Source organism: Roseicella sp. DB1501, assembly GCF_013112485.1.
Classification (GTDB): Bacteria; Pseudomonadota; Alphaproteobacteria; order Acetobacterales; family Acetobacteraceae; genus Paracraurococcus.
Window position 1 is genome coordinate 403,339 of sequence record NZ_JABFHG010000004.1, and the last position, 12,416, is coordinate 415,754.

13 protein-coding genes are annotated in these 12,416 nt (G+C 72.3%); 12 read left to right on the forward strand and 1 reads right to left on the reverse strand.

All coding sequences use genetic code 11. From position 1 onward, the window contains the following. The first annotated feature begins 14 nt into the window (after positions 1–14). From HJG45_RS10860 to HJG45_RS10900, 9 genes are all read left to right on the forward strand, one after another. On the forward strand, positions 15–1,064 hold the full coding sequence (locus tag HJG45_RS10860; protein WP_171612120.1) for a hemin-degrading factor: 1,050 nt from the start codon (positions 15–17) through the stop codon (positions 1,062–1,064). Next, a complete protein-coding gene (locus HJG45_RS10865) occupies positions 1,061–1,966 on the forward strand; it encodes an ABC transporter substrate-binding protein (RefSeq protein ID WP_171612121.1) in 906 nt (301 codons plus the stop codon). The genes HJG45_RS10860 and HJG45_RS10865 overlap by 4 nt, the downstream gene beginning before the upstream one ends. Then, complete coding sequence (locus HJG45_RS10870) at positions 1,963–3,048, forward strand: FecCD family ABC transporter permease (protein WP_368040562.1); 1,086 nt, start codon at positions 1,963–1,965, stop codon at positions 3,046–3,048. The genes HJG45_RS10865 and HJG45_RS10870 overlap by 4 nt, the downstream gene beginning before the upstream one ends. After that, positions 3,045–3,845: a heme ABC transporter ATP-binding protein gene (locus HJG45_RS10875; protein ID WP_171612122.1), complete on the forward strand. Its 801-nt coding sequence runs from the start codon at positions 3,045–3,047 to the stop codon at positions 3,843–3,845. The genes HJG45_RS10870 and HJG45_RS10875 overlap by 4 nt, the downstream gene beginning before the upstream one ends. A 233-nt stretch (positions 3,846–4,078) precedes the next feature. Next, complete coding sequence (locus tag HJG45_RS10880) at positions 4,079–4,534, forward strand: Tat pathway signal protein (RefSeq protein WP_254452420.1); 456 nt, start codon at positions 4,079–4,081, stop codon at positions 4,532–4,534. An 11-nt stretch (positions 4,535–4,545) separates the two neighbouring features. Next, on the forward strand, positions 4,546–5,277 hold the full coding sequence (locus HJG45_RS10885; protein ID WP_171612124.1) for a MotA/TolQ/ExbB proton channel family protein: 732 nt from the start codon (positions 4,546–4,548) through the stop codon (positions 5,275–5,277). Between the two features lie 11 nt (positions 5,278–5,288). Next, complete coding sequence (tolR, locus tag HJG45_RS10890) at positions 5,289–5,735, forward strand: protein TolR (protein WP_171612159.1); 447 nt, start codon at positions 5,289–5,291, stop codon at positions 5,733–5,735. A gap of 5 nt (positions 5,736–5,740) precedes the next feature. Further along, positions 5,741–6,664, forward strand: a complete 924-nt coding sequence (locus HJG45_RS10895; protein WP_171612125.1) for an energy transducer TonB — start codon at positions 5,741–5,743, stop codon at positions 6,662–6,664. A gap of 322 nt (positions 6,665–6,986) precedes the next feature. Next, positions 6,987–8,072 carry an IS5 family transposase gene (locus tag HJG45_RS10900; protein WP_171612126.1) on the forward strand — a complete coding sequence of 362 codons (1,086 nt, stop codon included), beginning with the start codon at positions 6,987–6,989 and terminating at the stop codon, positions 8,070–8,072. A 136-nt stretch (positions 8,073–8,208) separates the two neighbouring features. Here the strand turns inward: HJG45_RS10900 and HJG45_RS10905 are convergent, their stop codons facing one another. Beyond that, positions 8,209–9,237 (reverse strand): amidohydrolase, encoded by a 1,029-nt coding sequence (locus HJG45_RS10905; RefSeq protein ID WP_171612127.1) that lies wholly within the window; start codon positions 9,235–9,237, stop codon positions 8,209–8,211. A 122-nt stretch (positions 9,238–9,359) separates the two neighbouring features. Between HJG45_RS10905 and HJG45_RS10910 the strand changes: the two genes are divergently transcribed. From HJG45_RS10910 to HJG45_RS10920, 3 genes are all read left to right on the forward strand, one after another. Then, a complete protein-coding gene (locus HJG45_RS10910; protein ID WP_171612128.1) occupies positions 9,360–10,496 on the forward strand; it encodes a CaiB/BaiF CoA-transferase family protein in 1,137 nt (378 codons plus the stop codon). Positions 10,497–11,286: 790 nt separating this feature from the next. Next, a complete protein-coding gene (locus tag HJG45_RS10915) occupies positions 11,287–11,508 on the forward strand; it encodes a hypothetical protein (RefSeq protein WP_171612129.1) in 222 nt (73 codons plus the stop codon). 464 nt (positions 11,509–11,972) lie between these two features. Next, on the forward strand, positions 11,973–12,293 hold the full coding sequence (locus HJG45_RS10920) for a hypothetical protein (protein WP_171612130.1): 321 nt from the start codon (positions 11,973–11,975) through the stop codon (positions 12,291–12,293). The last annotated feature ends 123 nt before the right edge of the window (positions 12,294–12,416 follow it).

Consider the following 12,416-nt stretch of genomic DNA (forward strand, 5'->3'; position numbering starts at 1 on the left):
GAAGGGAGACGTGCATGACCGTCCTGGCCGAACGCTACGCTGCCCTCTGCGCTGATCTGGCCCGCGAGGGCCGGCCGCCCCGGGCGTGCGACGCCGCGCGCCGGCTCGGCACCACCGAGGCGGCGCTGGTCGCTTGCGGCGCCATCGGGCCGGTGGTGCCGCTGCGGCCCGACTGGCCGGCGTTGATCGGCGCCCTGCCGCGGCTCGGCTGGGTGATGGCGCTGACCCGCAACGAGCATGCGGTGCATGAGCGGCATGGTGCCTATCGCGGCGTCTCCGCCGGTCCCGGGCACATCCTGGTGCTGGGGCCGGAGATCGACCTGCGGCTGTTTCCCGGCCGCTGGGCGCATGCCTTCGCGCTCGCCGGCGAGCGGCCCTCGATCCAGGTCTTCGACCGCGACGGCGAGGCGGCGCACAAGGTCTATGCGGTCGCCGGCGAGACCGACATGGCGGCCTGGGGCGCGCTGGTCGCCGCCTTCACCGCCAGCGGCCTCGCCGCGCCGCGGCTGCAGGCGCCACCCGTTCCGCCCCCCGCCACCGAGACGCTGGTCGATGCCGTGGCGCTGCGCGCCGACTGGCTGGCGCTGCGCGACACGCACGACTTCATCCGCCTGCTGCGCGCTCACCGGGCGACGCGGCGGCAGGCGCTGGCGCTCGCCGGCGAGGACCTGGCGCTGCGGCTCGATCCCGGCGCGGCGGCCATCGCCTTGCGGCTTGCGGCCGAGCGCGAGGTGCCGATCATGCTCTTCGTCAGCAACCGCTCGGCCATCCAGATCCATACCGGCCCGGTGCGGCGGCTGCTTCCCTCGCCGGGAGGCTGGTTCAACGTGCTCGACCCGGCCTTCAACCTGCACCTGCGCGAGAGCGCCGTCGCCGCGGCCTGGCGCGTGGTGAAGCCGACGGAGGATGGCGCAGTGACCAGCATCGAGCTGTTCGACGCCGAGGGCGGGCTGATCCTGCAGCTCTTCGGCGCCCGCAAGCCCGGCCAGCCGGAGCAGCCGGCCTGGCGCGAGATCGCCGCCCTGGTCGCCGGGCAGGGCGCGCTGCGGGAAGCGGCCGCGTGATCCGCCATGTGATCCACCGTCGGGCGCTGCTGCCGCTCGCCGCCGCGCTGGCGCCGCCCTGGACAGCGGGCGCGGTGCAGGCCGGCGGCCTGGGCCGCATCGCCTGCGCCGGCAGCGCGCTCACCGAGACGGTCTGCGCCCTCGGCCAGGGTGGCCGCCTCGTCGCGGTGGACAGTTCCTCCGGCTTCCCGGCGGCGCAGACGGCGGCGCTGCCGCGCATCGGCTACTACCGCGCCCTGCCGACCGAGGGGCTGGTCTCGCTGGCGCCCGACCTCGTGCTGCTCTCGAGCGATGCCGGGCCGCCCGGCGTGCTGGTGGTGCTGCGCGAGGCGGGGCTACCGATCCAGGTGATCGCGGATGGGGTAGGGCCGGGCGCGGCGGAGGCCAAGGCCCGCGCGGTGGCGGCGGCGATCGGCGTCAGCGGGGAGACGCTCGCCGCCGCCATTGCCGCCGACTGGGCGGCGTTGGATGCGCCGCTCGCCGCGCTGCCGCCGGTGCGGGTGCTGTTCGTGCTCTCCCTCGCCCGCGGCGCGCCGCTGGTCGGCGGCCGGGACACCCATGCGGATGCCGCCATCGCCGCGGCCGGCGGCGTCAATTGCGCGCAGGCCGCCTGGTCCGGCTACCGCCCGCTCTCGGCCGAGGGGGCGGCGGGGCTCGCCCCGGATGCGGTGCTGATGATGCAGCAATCCCTCGACGAGGCGGGCGGCCCGGCCGAGGTCGCCGCCACGCCGGCGATCGCGGTGACGCCGGCCGGGCAGGCCGGGCGGATCATCGGCATGGACGGGCCCTACCTGCTGAATTTCGGCCCCCGCGCGGCGCATAGCCGGCGCGACCTGGTGCTGCGCCTGCATCCGGGGGCGGCGCTGCCGCCACTGCCGGCGCGGCCCTGGACGGCGGGGTGAGCGCGCCCGCCCTCGACCTGCCGGTGCCGCGTCCGGCCGATGCGCTGCCGCGGGCGCTGCTCGGCGGCGCCGCGCTGCTGCTCGCGGCGCTGCTCGCCGGCCTGCTGCTCGGCCCGGCCGCGGTCACGCCCGCCGGGTTGCTGGCGACCCTGCTCGATCGGCTCGGCCTGGCGCCGCTGCCGGCGGAATACGCGCGGGAGGCGGCGGTGCTGATGGTGGTGCGGGCGCCGCGGGTGCTGCTCGCGGCGCTGCTCGGCGGCGGCCTCGCCAGCGCCGGGGCGGTGATGCAGGGGCTGTTCCGCAACCCGCTGGCCGATCCGGGGCTGATCGGCGTCTCCTCCGGCGCCGCGCTCGCGGTGGTCGCCGCCCTTATCCTCGGGCCGACGCTGTTCGGCGCCGCGGCGGGCCGGCTCGGCCTCTGGCTGCAGCCGGTCGCCGCCTTCTGCGGCGGGCTGCTGGCGGTCGCGGCCGTCGCCCGGCTCGGCACCCGGCAGGGGGTGGTCGGCGTCGCCACCCTGCTGCTCGCTGGCGTCGCCGTCGCCGCGCTCTGCAACGCCCTGCTCGGCATGCTGATCTTCGGCGCCGACGACCGGCAGGTGCGGGACGTGAATTTCTGGCTGCTCGGCAGCCTGGCCGGGGCGCGCTGGCAGCAACTGCCGGTGGTCGCGCTGCTGGTGCTGGTGCCGGCCCTCGGGCTGCTGACCCTGGCGCGGCCGCTCGACGCGCTGGCGCTCGGCGAGCGGGAGGCCTTCCATCTCGGCGTGCCGGTCGAGGCGGTGAAGCGGCTGGCCATCGTGCTGGCTGCCGTCGCCGCCTCGGGCGGGGTCGCCTTCTCCGGGCTGATCGGCTTCGTCGGGCTCGTCGTGCCGCATCTGGTGCGGCTCGCCCTTGGGGCGGGGCACCGGGTGGTGCTGCCGGGCAGCGCCCTGCTGGGCGCGACAGTGCTGGTGCTGGCCGATCTCGCGGCGCGCAGCCTCGCTGCCCCGGCCGAGCTGCCGGTCGGCGTGGTCACCGCCCTGCTCGGCGCCCCCTTCTTCCTGTGGCTGCTGCGCCGCCGGGCGGTGGCGGGGGAGGGCGCATGATCGAGGCAGAGGATCTGACGGTGCATGCCCCTGGTCGCTCCCTGGGCGGCCGGGTGCTGCTGCGGGAGGTGACGCTCGGCGTCGCGGCCGGCGAGGTGCTGGCGGTGGTCGGACCGAACGGCGCCGGCAAGTCCACCCTGCTGCGCGTCCTCGCTGGCGAGCTGCGCCCCGCCGCCGGTCGCGCCGCCTTCGCCGGCCAGGCGCTGCAGGACTGGCCGGCACGGGCCCTGGCGCAGCGGCGCGCCGTGGTCAGCCAGCGCGTCGCGCTCGCCTTTCCGCTTACCGTCGTCGAGGTGGTGGCGATCGGCCGGCTGCCCTGGCTCGGCACGCCGGAGGCGGCGCGGGACGAGGCGGCGATCGCCTCGGCGCTGCGGCGGGCCGGCGTCGCGGCGCTGGCCGGGCGCAGCTATGCGACGCTCTCGGGCGGCGAGCAGCAGCGGGTGCAGCTCGCCCGCGCCCTGGCCCAGCTCGACGGCGCGGCGGCGCCGGCGGCGCTGCTGCTCGACGAGCCCACGGCGAGCCTCGATGCCGGCCATCGCGGCGCGCTGCTCGGCCTGCTGCGCGATCTGGCGGGTGCCGGGACCGCGGTGCTGGTCGTGCTGCACGACCTGAACGAAGCAAGCTTCGTCGCCGACCGGGCCGCCATCCTGCAGGCCGGCGGCTGCGTCGGGCTTGGCCCGCCGGCCGAGGCGCTCGAGCCCGGGCTGTTGCGGCGGGTCTATGGCCTGCCCTTCCGGCAATCGCTGGATGGCGCGCTGCTGCCGGATTTCGCCGCGGCGCGCAGCGCTGTCCCATGAGGCCGACCCGTGATAGGGGAGGCCGCCGCCTGCCGCGTCTCTCGTTCCGACCACCGCGGCGGCCCATCGCGGCGGCCGGGTCGCGCTTCGAGTCGATGTGTCACGTGTTGCAATGCAGCGCGCCAGGCTGTGATCGCTGGATTGCGATCCCGGCGTTGCCGGCAGGGCAGTGCTGGCGCAGTGTTCGCATGAAATTGCAAATCATTCGCGTAATTCTGGAGCGTTCGGCCCCGATGTCCCTGCCTTCCGTCCGTCGCCTCTGCGGGTTCGCGGCCCTGGCGGCCCTCCTGGTCCTGCCGGGCCTGCGCCCCGCGGCGGCGCGGCCCGACGCGGCCCCGCCCCTGCGCCTTGAGCTCAACCGCCTCGAGGCGCGGGACAATGGGGCCTGCCGGATCTGGATGGTGCTCAACAACAGCGAGGGCGAGGCGCTCGACCCGGTGCGGCTCGACCTCGTGCTGTTCGGCCGCGACGGCGTGGTGGCGCGCCGGCTCGCCGTCGATGTCGGCCCGCTGCCGGTGGGACGGACCGTGGTGCGCATCTTCGACCTGGCCGGCCAGGCCTGCGACGGCATCGGCCAGGTGCTGCTGAACGACGTATTGGCCTGCGGCGGCGCCGAGGCCGGGCGCAACGCCTGCATCGACCGCGCGGTCCTCGCCTCGCGCGTCGACGGCGTGGCCTTCCAGAAATAGGGCCCGAGCCGATGGATCCGAACGCCGCCCCGCCCGTCCTGCCGGACCTGCCCCCGGTCCACGACCTCTCGCCGCTGGCGCTGTTCCTGCAGGCGGACCCGGTGGTGAAGGGTGTGATGGTGCTGCTGGCGCTGCTGGCGCTGGCCTCCATCGCCTGCTGGACCATCATCATCGAGAAGCTGATCGCGCTGATGCGGCTGCGGCGCGAAGCCCGGGCGCTGGCCGCCCTGTCCGACGGCGACCGGCTGCCCGCGAACCCCACCGGCCGGGCCGATCTCGGCGCCGCGGCGCTGCATGCCGGCCTGCCGGAATGGCGGCAGGGCCAGGGCGCGAAGGAGACCGATGGCGAGTTCCGCGCCCGCATCGACTTCGCCATGCGCAAGGCGGTCGGGCGCATGCTGTCGCGCTCCGAGGCCGGGCTGCAGATGCTGGCGACCACCGGCGCCGTCGCGCCCTTCGTCGGGCTGTTCGGCACCGTCTGGGGCATTATGAACAGCTTCTCGGGCATCGCCGCGAGCAACGACACCAGCCTCGCGGTCGTCGCCCCCGGCATCGCCGAGGCGCTGTTCGCCACCGCCATGGGCCTGGTCGCCGCCATCCCCGCGGTCATCGCCTACAACCGCCTCTCCGCCGCGCTGGCCAATATCCGGTCCGAGGCGCTGAGCGCGGCCACCGACCTCGCCTTCCGGCTCTGCCGCGGCGAGCCGGGCGAGTCGCGGGCGCGGCTGCGGCCGGCGGAGTAGCCGCGGTGGCGATGCAGATCGACAGCGGCGCCGGCGAGGAGGGGACCGCCCGGCCCATGTCGGACATCAACGTCACACCGCTGGTCGACGTGATGCTGGTGCTGCTGATCGTCTTCATGGTGGCGGCGCCGATGATGATGGTGGGCGTGCCGGTGCAGTTGCCCAAGACCTCCGCCGCCCGCGTGGCGCAGACCGCGCCGCCCATCGTGGTGACCGTCGCGCGCGAGGGCCATGTCTTCCTCCGCCAGGAGGAGGTGCCCGAGGGCGAGCTGGTCGAGCGCCTGAAGGCGATGCGCGAGGCGGCGCCGGCCGAGGCGCCGGTCTATGTCCGCGGCGACCGCAGCGTGCCCTATGGCGACGTGATGCGGGTGATGGGCCGGGTGACCCAGGCGGGCATCTCCAAGGTCTCCCTGATCGCCGAGGCCGAGGCCGGCGCCCCGGCCGTTCGCGCCCGCTGAGAGCCTTGCCGGAAGCGCCCTTCCAGAGCGTCCCGACGCTCACCACCCCGATGCCGGAGCCGCCGCGCGCGACGCCGCGCTGGCTGGCCGCCGTCGGCCTCGCGCTCGCGCTGCATGTCGGCGCCTTCGCCGCCCTGGTCTGGGTCATGCCGCCGCCCGAGACGCCGGCGGTCATGGTCGAGGGGCTCGAGGTGACGCCGATGCCCGAGCCAGTGGCCGAGCAGCCGGAGGAGACGCCGGAGCCGCCCGCCGAGCCGGTGCAGGCGGCCGAGCCGCCGCCGCCGGAGCAGGTCGCCGCCGCCCCGCCGCCGGACGCCACCCCGCCACCGCCGCCCGAGACGGTGCAGGCCGAGCGCCCGCCCGAGCCGCAGCAACCGCCGCCGCCGGAGCCGCTCGCGGCCATGGAGCCGGAGCCGCAGCCCACCGAGCCGCCGCCGCCCGAGATGGTGGAAGCGGCCGAGCCCGAGCCGATGGTCGCCGAGGCGCCCCCGCCCCCGCCACCGCCGCCACCCCCGCCGCGGCCGCGGCCGGCGCAGGTGGAGCCGCGGCCGCATCCGGCGCCGCCGAGCCCACCGGTCACGGCTGCGCCGTCCCCCGCGCCCGCGCCACCCCAGGCCGCCGCGCCGGCCCGCCCCGCCGGCCCGCCGCCGAGCTATATCGGCGCGCTGCTCGCCGCGCTGAACCGGCACAAGCAGTATCCGGCCGCCGCCCGCCTGCGGCGCGAGGAGGGGGTGGTGATGCTGCGCTTCGCCATGCGCCGCGACGGGACGGTGATGCGCTGGCGGGTGGAGCGCAGCTCCGGCCATCCGGATCTGGACCAGGCGGTGGGCGTGATGGTCAACGCCGCCTCGCCGCTGCCGGCGCCGCCGCCGGAGCTGGCGGGCGATCCGGTGGAGCTGGTGGTGCCGGTGCGCTTCTCGCTGCGCTGAGGGGCTCCAAGGGCGGCCGTCCTGACGGCCGCCGCACCAGCCGCTTCCCGCTGTCCTGCCGCGGCAGGCTGTGACGTAGCCTGGATCAGAAGCGAATCCCGGGACCCCCACGGCGGCGCGCAGCGACGTCGTGGGGAATCTAGACCATGATCCGCTCACGCAGGGTCGCGGATCATGGTCCAGGCCGTTGTTGATCGCGCGATGCACGCTTTTCGGTGTTTCCACCTCAAGCGATCACGCTCTAGCAGGCTGCTGAAATTCCCCCTCGCGACCGGCCCCGGATCGTGATTCGCTCGTCTCCATCGGAGGGGGTGAGGTTGGGATGCGTGGCAAGGACGAGGTCCGGGGCTCACTGTTTAGCTATGTTGATCTGGAGCGGCGGATCCGCCCCGACCACCCGCTGCGGACGATCCGGAGCATCGCGAACGCGGCGCTGGCCGAGATGTCGGCCGGGTTCGACGCGCTCTACCCGCCGACTGGCCGGGATTCGATCCCGCCGGAGCGGCTGCTGCGGGCGCTGCTGCTGCAGGCCTTCTACTCCATCCGCTCGGAACGCCAGTTGGTCGAGCGGATCGACTTCGACCTGCTGTTCCGCTGGTTCGTCGGCCTCGGCGTGGACGACCCGGTCTGGGACGCCACCAGCTTCACCAAGAACCGCGACCGGCTGCTGGGGGGCGAGGTGGCGGCCCGCTTTCTCGCCACGGTGCTGGCCCAGCCTGGGGTCCGTGCCCTGCTCTCGAGCGAGCACTTCTCAGTGGACGGCACGCTGCTGGAGGCCTGGGCCAGCACCAAGAGCTTCAGGCCGAAGGACGGCTCCGACCCGCCACCGGATGCAGGCCGCAATGCCGAGCAGGACTTCCGTGGCCAGAAGCGCAGCAACGAGACGCATGCCTCGACGACCGACCCGGATGCCAGGCTGTTCCGCAAAGGCCCGGGCAAGGAGGCCAGGCTCTGCTTCATGGGCCACGCGCTCATGGAGAACCGGAACGGCCTGATCGTCGGCGCCGTCGCCACCCGTGCCTCGGGCCACGCAGAGCGGCTGGCCGCGCTGCACCTGATCGCGCCGCACGCCGACCGCCCGAACCCGGTCACCCTCGGCGCCGACAAGGGCTTCGACGCCCGCGATTTCGTCGCCGAACTGCGCGAGGTCAACGTCACCCCGCACCTGGCGCAGAACACCAGCGGACGACGCTCGGCGATCGACGGCCGCACCACGCGCCATCCCGGCTACGCCGTCAGCCAGCGCATCAGGAAGCGGATCGAGGAGGCGTTCGGCTGGGCCAAGACGGTGGCCGGGCTGCGCAAGGCCCGCCACCGCGGCCTGCCCAAGGTCGGTTGGCAGTTCACCCTCGCCATGGCCGCCTACAACCTGGTCCGCCTGCCGAAGCTGCTCGGCGCAGCAGCGTGACACCCGAAGACCGCCCGCACGACACCCTCCGAGGGGACGGAGCAGCGCACCCGCCGCGCCATCACCGCCTCAGCCGCCCATCCAAACCAAAAAAGCAACCCACACCCGCGCAGCAGACAGGCTTTTCAGCAGCCTGCTAGAGGCGGTAGAAGCGCCGCGCCGTGCCGCTGAACAGCGACTCCTTCTCGGCAGCCGAGGCGCCGGCCGCCAGCTTCTTGCAGGCATTCCAGAAGACGCCGTAGCCGTAGCTGCCCTTGTCCACCGGGAAGTTGCTCTCGAACATGCAGCGCCCGGCGCCGAAGAGGTCGATCGTGGTGTCGATCCACGGCTTCCAGGCGGCCGCCAGCGTGTCGGAGGAGGGCGGCTCGGCCGCCTCCTCGAAGCCGAAGCCGTTGATGCGCATGCCAAGGCCGCCGAGCTTCACGCAGACATTCGGACAGGTGGCGAGCTCGGCCATCGCCGCGCGCCAGGCGCGGAACACCTCCTCCTTCTGCCCGGCATAGCCGCGGATGCCGAGCGGCCCGCCGACATGGTCGAGCACGATCGGCGTCTCCGGGAAGGCGCGGGCCAGCGCCGTCAGGTCGGGGATCTGCGGATGGTAGAGCCAGGCATCGAAGGAGAGGCCGAGCGGCGCGAGCTGGGCGAAGCCGGCGCGGAAATCCTCGCGGAAGAGGATGTCCTTCGGCGGCGTATAGGCCGGGTTCATGATCACCGGATCGGGGTCCCAGGCGGTGATGTGGCGGATGCCGCGGAAGCGGTCGCCGCCGGCGCGGATATGCGCCTCCAGCACCTCGCGCGCCGCGGTGCCGATCTGCAGGTTCACATGGCCGACGATGCCCTCGCAGACGCGGGTCGCGCCGTAGCCGCCCGAGGCGCTCATCGCCGCGACGCCGTTGACGAACTCCGTCTCGCCGACCGGCTTCATCGCCTCCGGCCCCTCGGCGCGGTGCATGGCGCGGCACTGCACGAAGACGGTGCCGGCGATGCTGTGGCCCTGGTTGGTGTCGGCCAGCAGGTCGGGCAGCAGGTAGCGCCAGTCCGGCCGGTCCCAGAGATGGTGGTGCGGGTCGATGATCGGCAGCGAGGGATCGAGCGCCGGCTCGGTGCGGCGGGCGAGCCAGTCCTCGCGGACCGGGATGTAATGGGTGAAGGCGTTGCTGCTCATTGGCGCGGTCCCTGGACGTTCCCGGCGCCAGCTTACGCCCCCGGCGGCGCGGCGCCAGAAGGGGGGTGGCTTCGCCCGGCGCCGATCCGGTCTATCCTGGTCGGAGCAGAATGGAGGAGACGATGGGGCTTCCCCTGGACGGCGTGCGCGTGATCGAGGTCGGGCAGGCGCTCGCCGGGCCGCTCGCCGGTGTGATCCTGGCCGATATGGGCGCCGAGGTGATCAAGATCGAGAAGCCGGATGGCGGCGACGATGCCCGCATCTGGGGCCCGCCCTTCGGGCCGGATGGCGAGACCAGCCTCTACTTCCACAGCCAGAACCGCAACAAGCGCAGCGTGGTGCTGGACCTGAAGGCGCCGGCCGATATCGAGGCGCTGCACCGGCTCTGCGAGAGCGCCGACATCCTGATCCAGAACCTGCGGCCCGGCGTGGTGGACGAGATCGGCATCGGGCCGGAGGCGATGCTCGAGCGGCATCCGCGGCTCATCTACTGCTCGATCTGGGCCTTCGGCTACCAGGGCCCGATGCGGTTGAAGCCGGGCTTCGACCCGCTGCTGCAGGCCTATGGCGGCATGATGAGCATGACCGGCCGGCCGGAGGACCCGCCGACCTTCTGCGGCGCCTCGATCAACGACAAGGCGACCGGCCTGTTCTGCACCATCGGCGCGCTGGCGGCGCTGCGGCAGCGCGACCGCACCGGGCGCGGCTGCCTCGTCGACACCTCGCTCTTCGAGACGGCGGTGTTCTGGGTGGAGGGGCAGGTGAACCAGCACCTGGCGACGGGCGACGTGCCGAAGCGCCACGGCACCGGCGCGGCGGTGATCGTGCCCTACCAGGTCTTCGAGACCGCCGACCGGCCGGTCTGCCTCGCCGCCGGCAACGACCGGCTCTGGGCGCGCTGCGCCAGGGTGCTCGGCCATCCCGAATGGGCGGAGGACGAGCGCTTCGCGCGCAGCCGCAACCGCGTGAAGCATCGCGCCATGCTGGTGCCGATGATCGCCGAGGTGCTGCGGGGCCGCGACCGCGCGCACTGGATCGCGGGGCTGGAGGCGGCAGGCGTGCCCTGCGCGCCGGTGAACGATATCGGCGAGGTGGCGGCCAGCGCGCAATTCGAGGCGGTCGACATCATGCAGACCCTGCCGGAGAGCGGCGTGCGCGTCGTTGGCCTGCCGGTGAATTTCGACCGCAAGCGCCCGCTCTCGGCGCGCCCGGCGCCGAAGCTTGGCGAGCATACCGAGGAGGTTCTCGGCAAGCGCTGAGACCGCCGGATCGGGTACCGGCGCAGGGCCCGGTCGGGCGGAACCGCCTGACCGGGCGACGCTGCCTTGAAGCGTCTATCAGAACCGTCGCTGCCCGTTGTCGTGCTGCGGCTTGGCCGCGACGGCTGTGACGCCCCTCGGGCAGGAGGGATTCCACGGAGACCCGCAAAGCCGCGAAGCGGTTTTTGGAGGGAGTTCCAGTCTGCTGCCCGCATTGCCAACGCAGATTCCAACCGCCACCCGATCGAATACTGCCCAGGTAGCGTTAGAGCCTGTACGCGAATACATCCCCTATTGCGGCTAGGTTTGGGCGACAAGCCGGTGCGAGAGGATGGAGATCATTGCAATCCGGATGTGCCCGGCAAAGAGATCCGTGGCGCGGTCGTACACGATGTTGAGCCGGCGGTAGCGGCTGAGCCAGACGAACAATCTTGCGGCCGCGGCTATGCAGGCCGACCTGCTCGCGGTCCATGGCTTCCAGTTCCGCCTCGACCGCGAAGACTCCGATGTCGGCCAGGGCGTTCCAGCCGTCGCCACGGCTGGGCCGGGGAACACGGAGAGCCGAAGGTGGAGGCAGGTCGACACTGCTGCATAGGCCAATGCGAGACATCGGCACAACATGGTGAGGCTCAGCCGGCGCACTGCCCAACGCATCGAAGCCGACTCATTTCGTGTTTAGACTCCTAGCCAAGGACGTCGAGTCAGGCCCTGCGCTGCTCTATTATGTATGATGTGCAGTGTCGCCATACTTGATATCAACCTGCGGCATATGGACAGAGGAAGTAAGACAGTGAGCAAGCCGGACCACCAGCTCTCGTTCAGCACATACTGGAACCGTGTAAACGAGGCGTTGCGTACCGCCGGGGAACCGATTGCGGGCCGCGAAGAGGCCGAAATGCTTTACGAAACCAGCCAGCCGGTCGAAGACGTAGCCAGCGTCATCATCGATCAGCGACGGCACAACGCGGCTGAAGAAGATCGCGCCGATCGGGTTTACTGGGAACGTAACTAGACACCTTAATCGAGTTGGCTGGTAGCGCGAGCGAGCTGCCATGACCGGTTATGCTTTCGCGAGGGGCCGTCTGGGTACCAGCTGAGAGAGGAACCGCGATGACCCACTGTGCCGGAGTCGACGTCTTGATGGAGACGAGCAGTATCTGCATCGACGGCGGGCTCTGGGACCGTGCTGCGGAAGCTGACGGCCGAAAGCGAACCCACCTCGCAGACCCACCTTGATTGAGTCGAGCCAGTCTTCCCAGCAAACTGCATCCGCTCGGCAGGCCGCCTGCGGCTATCCTTGTTCATGGCGTGGTCTCGGCCAAAGCGCCAATGCCGACCATAGCTTTTTCGACGTGTCGGAAGTTACATCACCTCGATTTTCTACCTGGGCCGCAACGACATCTTGGTCGGTGTAAGCAACAGTGCAGGCGCAGTAGCGTTGTCTGCAACTCCTCCTTCAACCGTGGACGCTGACCGTTGCCAGAAGTCCAGTTCGTCTCGAGCGTCATCGTCGCGTTAGGCGTGCTACTGGCGCTGGCGCGGCTCACGGGTCTACCGCCATCGGCAGTCGTATTCGCTGGGGGTCTCGCCTCCGTTCTGCTTCCCGTGCCACTGCTGCCGTTGCGCACCAATCCGGAGGTGCTACTCGGGCTGCTTCTACCGCCGCTGTTATACGCCAGTGTTGCCTCGCTCTCGGTCGATCTCCTCCGGCATGCGCTGATACGCGGGGTGATGGCAGGCGCTGTGCTGATCATTGCCATCACGCTGACGATAGCGCTGGCGGCGCATGCACTGTAAGCGCGGCGACGAGGCCCATCTTCCGAGGTGAGGCCTGAATGTGCTGGGTCGGCCTGGAGCGAGGAGCTTCAGGTCGACGTTATGGATAGCGTTAACGACGACGCGAAGGGTGTCGGGTATCGC